Here is a 17,814-nt window from a genome sequence, read left to right on the forward strand (position 1 = left end):
CACGCTATTGGTTCAAAGTTATAATATAACCGGAACTCATCATGGGCTTCACTGCATTCCAACGGATTCCGAAGTATCGAAAGAGAACCCCCACTGCTTTGCTCCATGCTAATGAACCTGATACACGTTATTTGCCCCTTTTAGCATGGATCTAAAATCTAACGAATCTCAGACACGTTATTGTGCCTGGATTAGTCCTTTTTCGGGCTAAATAGCTACTTTTTCGAAGGATAGCGTTCCTGAGGTTCGTTAGAATTTATATTTCAGATTTTGACGCTGAATAGGTTGTCTCAGGTTCGTTAGCGCTGCGGCGAAGATTCTATGGGATAGTATCTATGGGGTAGGATTACTTATCAAAAGAGCTAACCTCGACATCAGCGTCTAAGTTAGCTCTTTTACCCTCTCTTATCGTTTAGCGCTCTTACTCTACTACTCTATTCTCAAACGGCAACCGACCTCTTACCCGGTGCCTTCTTCTCCGGATACAGCAGCGTCCATAGCAACACATTCGCTACAATCAGTAGCGCACCATATATCCATACGCCCCCCGACACGGAACGGAAAAAGACATGGACTCCCCATAGCATGGCAAGCACAGGGAGGGCGGCAAATACATACCAGCCATCACTTTGCTGCGCTACACTGAAGGATTGAGAAAACGGCGGCTTACGCAGCAATAACTTGCCTGCCAGTGGGACAAGCGCGGTCGCCGTCAACAAAATTATCGCAATATCCGGCAGTATTCGTAATCCAAATGTCCAGGTAAACAGAATGGCATTTGCCAGAAATACAGGCAGGAACATGTTGCACAAGAACGCCTTCAGAGCGCCTTTGTATAACGCGCTATCGTTCGCCATCGGTGCAGCGCGAAAGGTCCAGAACGCCTTATATTGTCCCGAAAATTTCAGCATGACTACTACCGTTACAACCAGCATCAGTACGATGTAAAAGGTGTATACGAATGAACTTTGCCTAAATTCCGCCCAGGTAGAAGATTGCAATTCGGTAAACCAAAATACATAAGGTAAGACAAATGATAAACCAAGCGATGGATACACCTTCAGCTTGAATTCCCGTTCATTTCGCATCATGCTGGCTGACAGACGGAAGCAAGCCTGCTCCTCTCTGGAACGACTGACCACCTTCGAGATCAACCGATCCCATCTTCCGCGTCTGCGTCCAGAGGACTGACCCGAATGTGCCATTTTTTCCAAATACAATTCAAAGGAAGGCATAAGCTTCACATAGACGATCATACTCACCACCGGAACCAAGACTGCAAGGGCTGTGAACGTGTAGATCCACACATTACCGCCCCCTGCAAATAACCATTCATAGGCGGCCGCATACCATAAAGGAGGCAACAGCAACTGCCACCATGCCGGAGTAAATACCATACCAAAATCAATAATGCTGAACGAACGGATGACCAGCTGATAACCGATTGCAATCCCCACGGAAAGCAGAATCTGTACCATGTTAATCATATCCTTCAGCTTCTCACCATCCAGAAACTTCATCATGAACAGATAGATCAGAGACGTTGTCACCAGAATCAGCATATTGATCAGAATCAGTTCTACAAGGAAAATCAGAAAGAATCCGATCCCATGCGTCACCAACGCGGCAATTAGCGGTATACCGGTTAATGAACCCGTCAGCAATAGCAGATAAACGCCCGCATGTATGGCTCGGGCCATACCTACCGTTCGTCCATTAACGGGCTTGGTCATAATAATATTACGGTCCCGAATGTCCAGCAGCACGGAGGAAAAATCCGAGATCATGGACGTCATGATCATAAACATTAATATGCCGAACACAAGTCCCATCTGAAGCATGAAATGCCCCGTATCCCAGACAATGAAGGGAACCATCATCAGTCCCATTAATCCATACAACCATAGGGAACGAAGAAACTGATTACCTTCCTTGCGCTCTTTTTTCCCTGAATTGTTGGACAAAATGGTAGGTACTCTGCGTTGATCCATCTGGAATTTCACCCGCAAAATCAGGCGAAGCACATCATAATCCGCTCCTGTTCTGGCGATGATCGGACGAAAGCGATCCAGAATCTTGAGCGTGCGGAAGTCGGAGGACTCCTCCATATCAGTACACCTCCTGCACAATCGATACAAAACGCTCCGCAATGGCTTTGTGCTCATTGAAGCCTGTCAATTGATTGAATACTTCCTCCAGCGTCCCTTCCATGGACTGCTGTTGGAGCTGCTTGAACGTACCGTCTGCCACCACGCGTCCTTCAGCGATCAGTACAATTCGACTGCTGATCTTCTCCACCACATCCATGATGTGGGACGAATAGAAGATCGTTGTGCCTTTGGCTGATAACTGTGACAAAATCTCTTTGACCACCATCACACTATTGGCATCCAATCCGCTAAGCGGTTCATCCAGAAACAGCAGATCCGGGTCATGCAGCAGCGCAGAGATTAGTAGCACTTTCTGACGCATGCCTTTGGAGAAGGAGGCAATGCGGGAATGATATGATTTTTCGAGTCCAAAACAATCCATCAGCAGCTTGGCTTTATAATCCGCATCTTCATAGGACATCCCGTACAACTCTCCCGTAAAGGTCAGATACTCCGCAGGCGTTAATTGTTCGTACAATTCCGCCACCTCCGGAACATAGCCGATTCTACGTTTATACTCTACATCACCATTTGCGATATCCTCTCCAAAGATTCGCACCGTACCTGTATATCCTTCAACCAGCCCGAGTAAAATCTTGACCGTCGTACTTTTGCCAGCCCCATTCGGACCAATATATCCAATCATCTCACCACGATTCACTTCCAGATCGATGCCGTTCAGCACATAACGTCCGTTGTATCTCATACGCAAGCTTTCAATTGATAGCACTTGTTGTTCACTCACTTCGTTATCCAGCTCCTGTCTCTATCTTTTTCTACAATTCTACTAGTTTACCACAGATTGGGATGGTAATGATCGGAAATAGGTCACGATATGAGCCATCAGCTGGATATCCCCATTCGAGTAAGTGCATCACGTAACAAGCGTGAACACATCACAAAGCCCCTGTCCTACCTTATGGTAAGAGACAAGGGCTTCCACTTTATGATGAACCTTATTTTATAATATTTAAATTGTCTTATTGCACCTTAACAATCTGAAAATGCTGATTCGTGCCGCCATTATCCGTCCACTGGATGGCCGCAGCCCCATCTGCTAGGGATTGACTGGAGATGTCCAAGACCTTACCTGTACTGCGGTTCTTCAATTTATAATAACCACCACCTACACTGACGAGCTGCCACTGCTGGCTGGCCCAGCCACCATCATTCCACTGTTCAATGACAGCCCCATCGGTCGTGGCACCATTCTCTACACCGATTAACTTAGCGCTGGAACGGTTGATGATTTTGACATAGCCGCCACCCGCATCGGTAATCTGCCACTGTTGACTTGTCATCCCCCCATCTGCTCGCTGCTCCAGATCTGCACCGTTGGCGGAAGAACCCCCGATGACATTTAGCAACTTGTTACTTTTACGGCTAATCAGTTGATATGAAGCATTCGGGTCCCATACATCTGGTGTACTTACTCCAGTTACGGTCCCTGTTGCTGTATCAATCGTAATACTGCTTGCCCAATTCATTGCCAGACTGGTTGCACTTGGGAACGAAAGTGGCAACCAGACATACTTGGAATCCTGCACCGGTCCGCTCCATGCACCAGCCCAGCGATCACCCATGTAGAGATAGGATGTGGTCTGTGAACCTTCTACTGGAACAACATAGGTGGATTGAGAACCATACGTTGTGCTGTCTCCAAAGTTGCTGAGGCCGCTCCATGTGCCTGTAATGCTGGTGGCTGTGGCATATTTGGCCTGATTCGGATTCCAGCCGGTCGCACCTGAGGTAATCAGGAAGTAGACGCCGTCTTTTTTGAATAGAGCAGGCGCTTCACGATATTGTCCAGGCCACAGCGTTGTGACTAGGGATTCCACACCCAAGAAATCCGGGGTCAGCTTATATATATTCAGATCAGCATTCACTCGGGTCGCAGAGATCAGATAAGCCGTTCCGTTATCGTTGTACACCGTCATATCTCTGGAATCATACCCAAGTGGACGATAACTGCCCACATACGTGTAATTACCATCAACCGTATTCGAAGTAGCTACGGCCACTCGGGCCTCGCCATAATCCAGACCATTCTCTTTATGCATCCACAGCACATATTTGCCAGTCGAACTGTTATAGATGACTTTGGGGCGTTCAATGTTGGAGATATTGAGCTCGGTAGCCGAGCTGCTGGTCAGCACATCATTGCGATACTCCCAGTTCTTCAGATCCGATGAACGATACACGGATACCGCCTTGAATGTTCCATTCGGATTGCGGTTCTCCCCAAACCAGTAATAATATCCATTCGCCTTGATCATCCCGCCCCCATGAGCATGGACGACATTGCCATTGGTATCCTTGAACTGTATCCCGTTCGTTACACTGAGCGGAGCAGCTGAAGCATTCGGTCCGGGTGCGAGCAGCAGACCTATTGATTGCAGCGCCAAAACCAAAGCAAGCAGATAACTTAAGCGGCGGGTAAAGCGACGTGAGTGTGTATTCTTTTTCAACCATCCATCGTTCATAGCCATATCGTAATGCACCTCCATGTTTTTTGTGAAGCGCTTACATAAAATAAAATCGATATGTCTTATCTGCCTCCGATCGATGATGCATTTCAGCATTAGAATTCCGGGCAATACTGGCTGGGCGTTCACCTCCCTGATTCCGATTGTATCCGCCACGTTCCTGCTCGCATAGTGAACAATCCGGCGGAAGATGTACAATTTTATACTCCGCTCTCTCGATCAACAGCAAAAAGACGCTTCCCCCGAAGCGTCCTCTGCTATACCTGCCCTGCCCCTCCATGATGTAACGATCTCTAGCTGTGTGCGGCTGTTCATAGGCAGGTTTTTATATGATGTTTTATCGGCGTATACTCGCCCTTATTGCTTAATCTTGGTCGTCAAAATCCTGGTCGAACGATAACACTTTACCTGTGTTGGCATCGATATCTACATCTGCTTCACCTTGAGCGGTTCTCAGCTCGATCTCATACACATAGCGACCATCATCATGATCCAGCTCGACTTTGGTTACTTTACCACCCGTAACTTGTTTCAATGCAATATTGGAAGCTTGGGATGCCGTCAATTTGACCTGCTTGGAAGCAGAGTTATTAGACGTATTGCCTGTTACAGTACCTTTATAATCATCGTCATCATCGTAGTCTTCATCATTCACGACTGCCAGGATTTTGCCTGTGTAGGCATCCAGACGAACAACAACATCATTGGTTCCTTTTCTGTCGATCTCAATTTCATAGAACGTTTGGCCGTTTCTGCGCTCCAGATCCACGTCATCCACTTTACCATCGGCTGCTTTCAACGCTAGCGCTTTCGCTTGGGATGCATTCAGCATTTTGCCTGTGCTGTTCTGATTCTGTGTTGCAGATTGTGTTGTTGACGTTGGTGTAGTTTGCACCGCTTGTCCGTTCACATTCCCGCTAGCCGCTACGGCTGATCCACCAAGTAATACCGCTGCTGACAAGCTACCAATCCAAAGTTTATGTTTGTTCATCATCATCATTCATCTCCTCGTTGTTGTTGTTGTTTTCGTTCTCGTCTACATTTATAGAATAACCTGCAGGAATGAGAGATCAGCGAGAGTTAGATTAGAATTTGATGAGAAAATGAAGAGAAGGCTCATTTAATGAGTGTTCATTATGTATGTAATCTAAAAGAAATGAAAAAGATGACCCCTACATTAGGAATCATCTATCCAACAAGGTGTAACTCTATATTCAATGGATTCCTGTACAAATGTTAATCATCGTCCTCATCCCAAGTCACGGAACGAATCGCTCCCGAGATGGCATTTACCTGCACAATGGCCTCCCGGCCATCTTCCAGATCAATTTCAACCAGATAATACGGATTCCCGCTGTTGGTTCCACGCAGTTCGATGTCGTCCACTTCCCCAGGGACCTCTGCAAGTGCCTTCTGCTTCGCTTGTTTCTCGCTTAGAAACTGAGGCTTGGGATCTTCCTTTGTCGGCTCAGTTGTCGGCACTGCTATTGTTTTGGAAGATATCGTCTCTCCGGTATATGGATCAATCGTGAGTTCTTCACGGCTGTTATCTTTAGCCTTTACTACCGCGGTGTATACCGGACTTCCTTGCTGCTCCACAAGTTCTAGCGAGACCAGTTGGTCATCCGTTTGTTGTTTTAACAACGCCGTCTTGATCTGCTCGCGGCTCCATAACGTCTTCTCTTCCGCTTGCGGGTTGGACTCCAGCCGTTTGATGGAATTCACAGTAGCCGTAACGGCATCCACTTGCACGTCATATAGGCCGGTCTCCGAACGGAGCTGCATGATATACGTCCCGTCCTTCAACGTGGAGTTCACAATCTCACCTGGATATTGATCAAGCACCGATTGTGCTGCCGCATCTGCCGTAAGTTCCACACCAGTCGATTGCCACGGCTTCCACCAAGCAACAGCTGCCACAATCAGCACAACGAGAAGCCCTGAACCCCACCAAAGTGATCTTCGCGATTTCGCCCATCCACTGTTCACCTGTTCATGCCGTTTCATCTCCGGTGGTCGCTGCTCATGCTCTGTCATCACGTTTCCCCCTTATAGCTCTCCCCATAGCCCGAGTTCATGTGTTATATATTCGGTCTGAGTTTAGTTCCGATGGTTACTACATAAATTGAACTAATCTTTTACACAGTAACGGAGAGGACAGAAAAAACCTGAAAAAGCGAAGCATTCGCCTTTATCCCCGGATTTTCCCCTTGAGAAAATGGAATCGAAAAATCTGGGGATAACAGCGATTGGAAGGTTGTTCTGTCATCGTAGTGTCAGTGTGAACAATCTTTAGTTCAGTTTATATAGTATATAAGAGAAGAATGAGAATTTCATGAGAGCGGCCCGTTCTGAACCGATAAAGGCAAAATAATCGAAGCCTCGGTGCCTTCACCCTCGGTGCTGGTCAGTTCGATCCGTGCTCCAACTGCTCCTGCAAGCTCTTTGGCGAGTGACAACCCCAGACCTGAACCGCTTGCGCCTAGGCTACGTGTTCTGGCCGGATCAACCCGGTAGAATCGGTCAAATACCTTCTCCAGCTCGTCCTCCCGCATACCAATCCCGGTATCCACAATCCGAATACGACACTCTTGCCCCTTGGCTTCCAGCCTGACTTCAATGGCATCCTCACTATACTTCCGGGCATTATCCAGCAAAATAAACAAAAGCTGCTTCAGCTTGCTCTCATCGCTTATTGCCCAGATTGGACCTGGATCTTCACACCGGACTTCACGGTGATAGGCTTCGCGAAACGCACGTGTGGAGTCTGTAGCCAGTCTCGTGATATCCACACGCGCCAACTGCACATTCCACTGCTCTGGCTGCTTCGCAAGCAGTAACAGTTGCTCGGTCATCTCTCGCATGCGAACCGATTCGGACAGAATCGCCTCCACCGCTTCATCGAATACCTCGGGCCGTTCTTTTCCTCGCCGCTGTAGCAGACTGGCATAGCTTTCAATAATGGTCAGCGGTGTTTTGAGCTCATGAGATGCATCGGATACGAACCGTTCCTGTCGTTCAAAGTTGGATTCGAGCAGATCCATCATCCGGTTGAACGTCTGCCCCATCGTTTTCAGTTCATCCTTCGATCCTTCCTCCAGTGGAAGTCGCTTGAATTGGCCGCTGGACTGAATGTCACTCATCGTGCGTGTCATCTGCTGGATGGGCTTGGTCATCCGATTCGCCAGAATTCGGCTGGAGATAATGGCTGGAATGAGAGCAATAATCGTGACCGCCACAAGCACGGTACGAAGTACAGACAGACGATTCTCCGTCTCTGCAATGCTCTCGGTGACCTGCACATTCACTACCTCGCCATCAGGCCAGATGACCGGGACCGAAACCCATACATAACCAATCTGTTCGACTTGGGTATACTCTGACTTCTTCTCACTTTCGTACTTATAGGGCAGCTTGCTCAGCTGCTCGGAAGCTGCTGTTGTTGTCACCGGGGAACTGGTGCCGTCTTCATTGACGATCCGAAGCATGCCGTTCACAGGCGCATAGGCCCGCAATAAGTCGTCCGGTGGAATGGAGCCGGCAGACTGACGTACTCCTTTGACAATAGACTCGGCCTCTGCTTCCACCCGATTAACCTCGTTATCAATCGACATCCGCTCAAACACGATATAGACCGACAGATTCACCGCGATTAACAGCACAGCAAATAATACAGACGAATATCCGTAGATTTTACTACGCAAGCTCATGACTGTTCCTTCAGGACGTATCCTACGCCCCGTACAGTATGTATTAAGGGTGGTGTGAATCCGTTATCCACCTTTTTGCGCACATAACGAATATACACATCCACCACATTGGTATCTCCATAATAATCGTATCCCCACACGGCCTGCACAATCTGATCACGACTGAGCACCTGACGTTGATTCTGAAGCAAATACACGAGCAGGTCGAACTCACGTGGAGTAAGCTCAATGGCCACACCATCTCGGGATACCTCTCGCGTTCCTTCATTCAGTCTCAACCCCGCAGCCGTCAACCAGCCCGCCTCAGCTTCAGCCTGATGCCCAGAAGAGTCATTCCCCATATCAGCAGGTGTAGACGAAGAAGCGGAAGAAACAACAGACGCCACTGCACTAAGCCGTAAAGCCGCCCGAACTCGGGCAAGTAGCTCTTCAATCTGGAACGGCTTGGTGATGTAATCATTAGCTCCGAGGTCCAGGCCGGATACTTTGTCTTCCACGGAATCTTTGGCGGTGAGCATAATGATCGGAACCGTAGCATCTTTGGCCCGAACTCGCCGTAACACTTCAATTCCACTCAGACCAGGCAACATCACATCAAGCAAAATCAGATCCCATTGTCCTTCTGCATACTTCTCCAATCCTTCTGTTCCACTACCAGCCTTGCCCACCTGATATCCCTCATACTGTAATTCCAGTTCAAGCAGACGTGCTATTTTGGGCTCATCCTCTATGACCAGCACGGCTTCGTTCATGCAGCGCTCCCCCTCATCCCCATCAATTCATTCTCCCGTTATCTTACAATAACATCTATAGTTTGCCCAAGGCATCTTCAACCGGTTGCTCCCCGGCAATCAGATCAAAGGCCATCCGGTACGTCTTCTCCTCCTGCAAGGAAGCCACAATGACACGGGCCACATCTTCACGCGGAATGCTTCCCGGCTTCAGATCTGTTCCAACTGCAATCTTGCCCGTACCCGGTTCATTCTTCAGACCACCTGGGCGAATAATCGTGTAATTCAGATCACTTGCAAACAGTGCACGATCCGCGTAATGCTTCGCCACGTAATAAGGCTTGATGGACTCTGACCATTTCTCCCGTTGATCTGCGCCATACGCACTGACCAGAATATATCTGGAGATACCTTGCTGCTCTGCGGCTTCCATCGTCTTCACTGCACCGTCGAGATCAATAAGCAGTGTTTTGTCCTGACCGGTAGATCCGCCAGAACCCGCCGTAAACACAATCGCATTATGGTCCTTCATTGCCTCAGCCAAGTCCTCCACACTGCCCTCCAGATCACCGATTACCACATTGGCACCGAGTTCCTTAAGCGTGTCCACCTGCTCCGGTTTGCGGATCATAGCCGTTACTTTATGTTTGCCTTCCTGTACCAGCTGCTCCACCACAAACTTACCGATTTGCCCATTTGCTCCTATAACTAATACGTTCATACGTCATTTCTCCTCTCAGTTGAACGGATGGCTTGATGCTGCTAACCGTTCCTTTTATTTAGAGATGCTCATCCTATAATTTAAACGAAAGCCGGCGCTTCTAAGCGCCGGCTTCCAGGTTCATGTCCATTCAGTACATCTATGAAATGTGAAATATTCCGTTACCCCATTAATATACCATATACCTTATGTGGTTTATACGCGGCCTCGCATAGAACACTTAAACGGACCCTTATCACATTAAAATATCTGTAATTCTTTAAAGGTCACAACAAAAAAGGACGCCCAAAAGGGCGCCCTTGAATGGCATTAAGGAGGATTAGTGAGCCAGTGCAAACAAACCGTGAATGTGAGCCAGGTAACGGATGTTACTTGCTTCTTTCATCATGGTTGCAGGCAGACCTTTCAGACGAGTCTGGTTGCCACCGATCATGCCGACAGCATCTTTACGACCCAGACTTCCCAGCGTACCGGAGAATACTGGTGTGAAGGATTCCATTGCGCCACCTTTGAACATTACGCCCAAGTTGTGACCAATGGTTTCACCCATTTGCCAAGCCAGTTGTGCTGTTGGAGGGTATGGACGAGCGCCTTCGCTAGGGAAGACCACTGCGCTGTCACCAGCAACAAACACATCTTTGTGAGAAGTGGATTGCAGAACTTCCGTCACTTTCGCACGGCCACGATCCACTTCAATTCCGCTGTTAGCAACAACCGCGTTGCCTTGTACGCCACCTGTCCATACGAGTGTGCTCGTAGGGATGGAGCTGCCGTCTTTCAGCAGAACTTCGTTTTCTTTCATCTCAGTAATCGCTACGCCAACGATGAAGTTAACGCCACGTTTCTCAAGACTCGATTTAGCACGTTCAACCAGTTCTGGCGGGAATCCAGCCAGGATGGAAGGACCTGCTTCAACAGTGTACAGGGAGATATCGTTGAAATCGATACCTTTCTCTTTACATGCAGCTGGAAGAAGATCAACGAATTCGCCGACAAGTTCAATACCTGTCAAGCCGCCGCCACCAATAACAAACGTTGCATCTGCTTTGTTGCCGGACTGTTTGTAAGCATCCAGACGTGCATCAACGTGTGCACGAATGCGGTTTGCATCACTAACCGATTTGAGCGTGAAGCTGTACTCTTGCAATCCCGGAATTCCGAAGTAAGCTGTTTCGCTACCCAGGGCAACAACGAGTGCATCGTAAGAGTATGTGGAGCCGCTGGTCATCAGAACTTTCTTCTCGTCCGGCTTGATTGTATCCACCGTATCGATTTTCAAGTTCACGTTTTTGCCACGCAGCAATTTTTCGAGTGGAAGAGCAACTGCTTGTTCAGCAATGCTTCCCGCTGCAAGACGGTGCAGTTCCGTGATAATTTGGTGTGTAGGGTAACGGTTCACGACAGTAATTGTCGCTTCTTCAGGGGACAAGTATTGACGCGCAGTCAGCGCAGTCAACAGACCGCCGTATCCTCCACCCAAGATCAAAATTTGCTTCGACATATCCATCCTCCGTTCTTCTAAGTCTTAACGTTTCGGTTGTTGACGCTCGTTCAGAATGCTCAGGAAAGATTGAGCAAAACGAAGCGATTGTTGTACGTTTGGATCTTTAAGCATTTTCAGCATAGCGAACAAGCCAACTGAAGTTTGCTCTGTTTGTGCACGATCATTGGCTTCGATGGCAGCCGAAGCTACACCTTTAGCTTTGTCTACAACAGGCTTAGCGAACTCGCCCATTGCGCTCATTGTGTCGCTGATCAGAACTTTGTCTGTTGCTACACTTTGTGCGAAGTCATAAGCTTTCGTCATAGCAGTAACCATTTCAGCCAGTTTAGGCAAGTTCTCCACCAGAACGGTTAAAGACTCCTGTACCTCAGGCTTCATCAGTTGATCCAGTACATCCAAGGACTGGCGTTGAGAAACGTCGGCACCTTCTGTAACCGGCACCTCTTGTTGAGTAGGCGATTGTGACATAAGAGAAAGTCCTCCTTTACTTTGGGATAGAAGTCCGCGACTTTCATGATGCCTGTCAAGCAGAGCCGAACCACAAAATACATTGAATACAACTAAATGTACCAAATTTCACACAATAGGGTGAGCGTAGCTCAGGGCCACTCCCACATCATGCATTGTATCTTGGATCTATTGCGGACAACATGTGTTGACGCACAAAACGACAAGCAGGCCGAAACCGAACTCTATACCCTTATATTACACCTCTTACACATGAACATGAAAAAGAAATTTTTTACACTTGTGAAGATATTGTGAACATTGTAACAAAATCGATTTTTTTGTCAACCCATGAAGGCAGGCTAATGCCGCCGATCCTCCTGTCCAAGATCCGTATTCCTACCACATGTGGTATTAAGACAAGATCACATATGACCAGATGTGCGATATGTACACAAGGAAGGATTCGTTTATCCAACTGTTCAGGAATTGTTTTCCAATATCACGATAATCATGCAACGAAATTGGTCACTGTCGTTATTATGCAGCGTTGGGCTCAGCCTTATTCCATCATTGAGACATCTTTTCTGTTTTCAAGTATGAACCTCTTGCGTCACGATTGCAAAAAAGACAGAAAGAAGGCCTGACGGATCGTCCTGCCTCCTGATATATGTTTTCACGGTTTGCCCGATCTAATCGTTACAATTAGGTCACACCATAACTATTTCCGGGGAATACCGATCCATTTCTTCAAGCAACTCTTTTATTGCAACGATGGCAGCTCGCTCCAATTCCTCCACCTGCAAAAGTATCGAGATAGCCTGATCGGCATGAAGCTTCTCATTAGGCAGTCCTCCATCTGGAAAAGGAAATAATTCCGAGAGTGTATTTAACTTTTGAGACATGTGTCGATATAACTCTTCCGCCCGAAGACAGAATGGAATCAAGCTGGAATAGCAGGTAGTCGAAGCCCACTTTAGAGAAAGTTCTTTGAAAAACTCACTTGCATAACGTCTTGCATCCCACAAAACCGCAATGTTATAGGCGTGACCGTTCGCTTCTACCCGTCTATATTCTATGGCTTCTCTCCAGACGGCATAGGCAGCCACACCACTGACTGTGTTCGGCAAGGTATACGGGTCCTCCCCACGATAATGAGCCAAAACAGCTGTCAGTGCCGCGTGCAAGTTCATTTCTCGTATCATGCCATCTGATTCCGCTGCCAGTACAAATACTTCCTGATTCACACCCCGGCCTACATGATCATAGGGAATTGTTCCTGATTTAATGAAATCGGTACCGTATAAGGTCCGGGCTGCATCATCATAGCCATAGATCAACCCGAATTCGGGAATATTCAGGTCCCACACGACGGCCGGAATTCCCCGATGAATGGAGTAACGTATCAGGGAGAGGGCCTGAACAAGCCTTGGATTAAGCAACCTTTTCCCCTTCGCTTTCTCCTCTAGCATCGAAGGATCGACCAGATTGGCATTGAGTCCTGCTTCGCTCGCCAAAGCCTCAACCGCATGGGAACGATAACCCATATGTTGCAATCCTCTGGTAAGCACCTCTTTGAAGTTATAGGCGGTAGGTCCAGCGATATGTATGTCCAGAGGCAGGATGGTCAGACGAAAAGAAAGTCCACTCATCCCCATAACCATGGGGAGGGACGGAGATGGACCGATATAGCCTAACATGTCGTGAATGGATGCTGCTGCAGAGTTCCAGGTTTGGGGAGCCCGAAACGAAAGGGGTTCCTCCAGAGTCACTCGATTTTGCCCGAGTGAATTCCACTCTGCCAGCATTTCATCTACAGATAAATGAATATGAAGCTGAGACACTTTTTTACGTGAACGGGACAGAATTTGATACACATTGGCACTTGTCAGATTGAATTTGTTGGCCATTTCTTGAGGTGATAGCTGCTCCATCCAATATGATGTGAAAACCTGTTGTTCTCTTTCATTCAGACAACCCAACAGCCTGTGAAGATTGTTCCTCATTTCCTGCTGAGCAACAGCTTGATACGGATCATAGCCTGTCTCCTGTGATCTCCGATCGGTGTCATTCAAAAGATGATTCAGCGTCATGTCGAGCGAGTCTTGTTCACTCCATGAGGCATCATCGGCTCCAAATGCAAGGAACGAAGAAAAATGTTGTTCCCGCTGCTGCTCTTGGCGTTGCATATGTGAATACGCCTGATTACGCACAATGCGCTGCATCCAGGCCATAAAACGGTCAGCATTCTGAAGCTGTCTCATATGAATGAATGCACGAATAAGCCCATCCTGTAAAATGTCTTCTGCGAGATAAGAATCATGTGTAAGTGCTCGCACATAACGGAACAATTGCCCGCGGTAACGGTGAATCAGCTCACCAAAAGCCTCTGTATCCCCGGTTTGGGCTTGCATGATAAGCGCAATGTCCGACTCCTGTTGCCGATTCTCGAATGTCTCATCTTCCCCTGGTCTGATATGGCGATTGTCAGCTAATTCATCCATGTGTATCCCCCTTCTCATAACCTCGCTTCACTTCCATTGCTCCAGCTTCAAAATAGCAGCTTCGATCATAGCTTCCGTCTCCGCGAGTGCCACCATGATTGTGGCAGCAGCCTCCCAGCTCCGGGAGACAAGGCGGGACTGGCATTCTCCGAATTGGCGGGATTGTGCGTATTTCAAAGCGGAAAGGTCAGGATGGATTGTTTTAAAAAACAAACCATAATCATGGGCACGACGCGCGCCTACTGGCAGAGCAAAATACACATAATGAGCCCACTCATTACCATCGATTGCTCCAGCACGAACCTGTTCCGCCTTATGCAGAATGGCTGAAGCTCCGGTTCGTCCTTCCTGTGCAGCAATATCATGGGTCTGTTCTGTAAGGGCTGATTTGAACCAAGTAAAAGTCCGGCGGTTAATCTCCTCCAGATCAGGATGTTCAATGCGTTCAGGACTCCACCATCGTCGATACACACCGCTACTCCATGGGAATTCAGACTTCCATGCTTCCTCAAGTTTATCGAGTGTCAGGAAGACATTCGGAAAGCCAGCCGGGTCATGCAGGCATATTTCATCGCCCCTCATATTGAGCGCCACTACATAATGATCGCAACCATCCAGATTGGGAGAGTTGGGATTGTAGACGAGTTTGCCCATATCCAGCGGCCCCATCATCACAGGGCCCTGCTTCAAAGCCTCTTTTAGCTCATCTACAGGCATCTCTGTACCCGGTGCTTGCACACTTTCATGTACAATAAATCCCAGAATGCTCATCGCCTTGCTGATGGCCAGATCAGGACTGGAGGTACAGTTATCAAAAAAAAGTAAATCTTCCTGCGTTCGAAAGGCCCCTAGTGAAAAGCCACCGATGGTTTCAAGCAGACCGGGATCTATCTTTTCTCCAATGGACGACAGCAGCATTGAAGCTGAATTGGCGTAGCAATACGCACCATTTCCAATATAATTGCTCATATCATAACATCCTCTCATTCCTTTATTGGAGCACGCGATTAAGCAATGCCTATACTTATACTGACTCTTCATACAGATCATTTCTGACAGAATATCCTGAATAAATTTCTGGCCGCCATGAAATAGTGAACGTTTAGAATTCGAACATCCCGGTTAATAAGGACTACACCAGACAACGAAGGAGATGTTCGATATGAGTAATTCAACTAGCGATAAGATCAAAGCAGGCGTAAACAAGGCCAAAGGCGAAGTGAAGGATCAGATCGGTAATGCAACCAACAACAGATCCCTTCAGGCTGAGGGTAAGAAAGACAAAGCCAAAGGTGCTGTACAGGATAAAATTGCCGACATCAAAAAAGATCACTAGATCCTCTTGATGGAAGGTCAACAGCACGATCATTTCGTGCAATAGATCGTTATAAACTAGCCTAACCGTCCATGTTCGGAGGAAAACTGAACATGAGACGGAGGCGCAAAAAAGCCAAGGAAGGTGTTACTCAATACACCCTTCCCTGGTTTTTTTTGCGTATATTAAATTACTGGAACCAGACATCTTGCCATATCGATAATTTGCGTTTATCGTGTTTTAGGTTTAGATATACCTAGCATGACCTTGAGATGGTACATGTTTTATCATTTTACATATTTTTGTTCAACCTTGTGTTTCGCGGGTAATTTTTAGAAGAGGTGATGTGAGATGAATGAACGGACAAAGAACATAGAGACGTTATTTCTTCAGGATAACGGTGTAATTCCCAATCATCCGACCCTGCCTGTGCTCTTGTATAAGAACGTATGGACAGAAGAGGCCCTTCATGCAGAATCGCTGTTGAACCGTAATGGATGGGGAAATAGCTGGTTGAATGGTGTGTTCAATTATCATCATTATCACAGCAATGCTCATGAGGCTCTTGCTGTGGTGAGTGGATTCGTGAAACTGATTTTAGGCGGAGAACATGGTCAGAAAGTTTACCTTCAAACCGGCGACATTGTCGTGCTTCCCGCTGGAACAGGGCATAAACGTCTGGAGTCCAGCGCTGACTTTCGTATTGCCGGTGCCTATCCGGGCGGCATGAGTTACAACACACGCACAGGTGAAGAGGACGGTCGTACCAAGGCTCTTCAGGAAATCCGAAAGGTTCCGATCCCGGATACCGATCCGGTCTATGGGCAGCACGGACCGCTAATGGAAATCTGGAATGGGAAGAAATCATAACAGATATGAAGATAGTAAAAAAGCATGTTATTGAACTATGCTCAAATGAAGTCGGTCCAGTACTTAACGAGAAACAAATAGACTGTTCCCCGTACAAGTAGGAGTTACTCATCGGGAACAGTCTATTTAAGTGTTAAATCTGAACAGCTGGTAACAGAGACACTTCGTGATCATATTCCTGTCTGTGCAAGGAACTGCTCAAATCTTCCGTCTTAGTTCAAACTTTGCGATCTCGTCGCTTGTTTTTCTATCTGTGCGTTTCAGCCTTAGTCCCTTTCAGCGCTCGGCAAGCCGAATACTGTAATACCTCATTGCAAGTGGCTTTCCATCCATCTCAAGTTGGCCTTGCAGCACCAGTTGTCGTAGACGGTACTCCACGAACGCATCACTTATATGCTGGCTACTTGTACCAATCACTTCACCCACAATACGAGCTGATCGGATAAACTTGCCTGGCTCCCAGTTCGGTGTCAGTTCCCTCACCTTCTGCATAATGTACTCGTCCAAAGCATCTTCAGTTAAGCTCCGAATCACGCCATTCCCCATCATACGTAATAGCCCAGGCTGTACCGAAAGTTCCAGCCAATCCTGTTCCAGCTGGAGGCGTTCTTGCTTGGACAATGGCTCTTGCTCAGAGCAAACGTGCCACATCGCCAGAAGCTTTTCCGGAAGAATCTCGCCTGTGTGGAGCACATCGTATTGAACGTCAGGTCTATCAAATAATTGCTGATATAAGCCACTCGTCTCGATAAGATATATGGGACTCTCGCTGTTCCGCAATAAATACATGGCGTAGAGCAGTCCCGTCTTCTCCCGTGCATTATTCGCATACCAGATAATGATCGACGTCTTGGAATCAAAGGACTGAATTGTGGCGTTGAGCTCAAATAAGGATTCCAGTTCAAGCATGGCATATGCCTCACGGTCATTGAGACACACCCGTTCGGTCAGCCAGAGATGCCTGCGTTGCAAGTCTGCACGCCGGGTCAGATCACCTAACGGCCCTACCGCATAATTATCATCTATAGAGAAAAAACTCCGCTTTTCCTGATCCGGCAATGTACTCATTCCCATTTTCAGACTACTTAGAGGTGATTCTCCAAACGTAATATGAATTTCATTTGGCTTGTCGACCTCGGCAAGAGCTTGTTGTTCCAGACGCCTCAGATCAAAAGGGGTATCCATATTCCGAAACAGTGACTGTACCGCTTCCGCAAAATCCACCTTTTGGCCTTGCTCTTCCTGCCGCTTGACCACGTGTGCTGATTTCATATAGAGCACACGCAGTACTGAACGAAGTTCATCTTCACTCATACGATTTATCGTTCGGCTGAATGCATAGATATTATCATTCATGTTGGGTCCTCCTTCCATCT

The 17,814-nt window shown here is 47.5% G+C and carries 16 protein-coding genes; 2 read left to right on the forward strand and 14 right to left on the reverse strand.

What is annotated here, in order from left to right; genetic code table 11:
- Positions 1–440: 440 nt before the first annotated feature.
- The 13 genes from OM416_RS15710 to OM416_RS15770 all read right to left on the reverse strand — a co-directional run bounded on the left by OM416_RS15710 (position 441) and on the right by OM416_RS15770 (position 15,222).
- Positions 441–2,108, reverse strand: a complete 1,668-nt coding sequence (locus OM416_RS15710) for a hypothetical protein (RefSeq protein WP_264930907.1) — start codon at positions 2,106–2,108, stop codon at positions 441–443.
- 1 nt (position 2,109) lies between these two features.
- Positions 2,110–2,895, reverse strand: coding sequence for an ABC transporter ATP-binding protein (locus tag OM416_RS15715; protein WP_264930909.1), 786 nt, complete (start codon positions 2,893–2,895; stop codon positions 2,110–2,112).
- Positions 2,896–3,130: 235 nt separating this feature from the next.
- Entirely contained in the window at positions 3,131–4,639 is a 1,509-nt protein-coding gene (locus tag OM416_RS15720; protein ID WP_264930911.1) for an RICIN domain-containing protein, read from the reverse strand.
- A gap of 34 nt (positions 4,640–4,673) precedes the next feature.
- A complete protein-coding gene (locus OM416_RS15725; RefSeq protein WP_264930913.1) occupies positions 4,674–4,865 on the reverse strand; it encodes a hypothetical protein in 192 nt (63 codons plus the stop codon).
- Positions 4,866–5,000: 135 nt separating this feature from the next.
- Complete coding sequence (locus OM416_RS15730; RefSeq protein ID WP_264930915.1) at positions 5,001–5,630, reverse strand: PepSY domain-containing protein; 630 nt, start codon at positions 5,628–5,630, stop codon at positions 5,001–5,003.
- Between the two features lie 242 nt (positions 5,631–5,872).
- A complete protein-coding gene (locus OM416_RS15735) occupies positions 5,873–6,673 on the reverse strand; it encodes a PepSY domain-containing protein (protein WP_264930917.1) in 801 nt (266 codons plus the stop codon).
- 296 nt (positions 6,674–6,969) lie between these two features.
- Complete coding sequence (locus OM416_RS15740) at positions 6,970–8,346, reverse strand: HAMP domain-containing histidine kinase (protein WP_264930919.1); 1,377 nt, start codon at positions 8,344–8,346, stop codon at positions 6,970–6,972.
- Complete coding sequence (locus OM416_RS15745; RefSeq protein ID WP_264930921.1) at positions 8,343–9,098, reverse strand: response regulator transcription factor; 756 nt, start codon at positions 9,096–9,098, stop codon at positions 8,343–8,345. The genes OM416_RS15740 and OM416_RS15745 overlap by 4 nt, the downstream gene beginning before the upstream one ends.
- Before the next feature lie 55 nt (positions 9,099–9,153).
- A complete protein-coding gene (locus OM416_RS15750) occupies positions 9,154–9,798 on the reverse strand; it encodes an SDR family oxidoreductase (protein WP_264930923.1) in 645 nt (214 codons plus the stop codon).
- A 319-nt stretch (positions 9,799–10,117) separates the two neighbouring features.
- Positions 10,118–11,299 (reverse strand): NAD(P)/FAD-dependent oxidoreductase, encoded by a 1,182-nt coding sequence (locus tag OM416_RS15755; protein WP_264930925.1) that lies wholly within the window; start codon positions 11,297–11,299, stop codon positions 10,118–10,120.
- A 24-nt stretch (positions 11,300–11,323) separates the two neighbouring features.
- Positions 11,324–11,770: a DUF1641 domain-containing protein gene (locus tag OM416_RS15760; protein ID WP_105406625.1), complete on the reverse strand. Its 447-nt coding sequence runs from the start codon at positions 11,768–11,770 to the stop codon at positions 11,324–11,326.
- A 689-nt stretch (positions 11,771–12,459) separates the two neighbouring features.
- Positions 12,460–14,253: an RNA polymerase sigma factor gene (locus tag OM416_RS15765; RefSeq protein WP_264930930.1), complete on the reverse strand. Its 1,794-nt coding sequence runs from the start codon at positions 14,251–14,253 to the stop codon at positions 12,460–12,462.
- A 27-nt stretch (positions 14,254–14,280) separates the two neighbouring features.
- Entirely contained in the window at positions 14,281–15,222 is a 942-nt protein-coding gene (locus OM416_RS15770; RefSeq protein ID WP_264930932.1) for a hypothetical protein, read from the reverse strand.
- 193 nt (positions 15,223–15,415) lie between these two features.
- Here OM416_RS15770 and OM416_RS15775 point away from each other — a divergent pair, with 193 nt between their 5' ends.
- Both OM416_RS15775 and OM416_RS15780 read left to right on the forward strand, forming a co-directional pair.
- Positions 15,416–15,589: a CsbD family protein gene (locus OM416_RS15775; protein ID WP_105600400.1), complete on the forward strand. Its 174-nt coding sequence runs from the start codon at positions 15,416–15,418 to the stop codon at positions 15,587–15,589.
- A 330-nt stretch (positions 15,590–15,919) separates the two neighbouring features.
- Complete coding sequence (locus OM416_RS15780) at positions 15,920–16,438, forward strand: cupin domain-containing protein (protein ID WP_264930936.1); 519 nt, start codon at positions 15,920–15,922, stop codon at positions 16,436–16,438.
- 276 nt (positions 16,439–16,714) lie between these two features.
- Here the strand turns inward: OM416_RS15780 and OM416_RS15785 are convergent, their stop codons facing one another.
- Positions 16,715–17,794, reverse strand: coding sequence for a DUF1835 domain-containing protein (locus tag OM416_RS15785; RefSeq protein ID WP_264930938.1), 1,080 nt, complete (start codon positions 17,792–17,794; stop codon positions 16,715–16,717).
- Positions 17,795–17,814: the final 20 nt, after the last annotated feature.

Source organism: Paenibacillus sp. LS1 (assembly GCF_026013365.1).
Lineage (GTDB): Bacteria > Bacillota > Bacilli > Paenibacillales > Paenibacillaceae > Paenibacillus.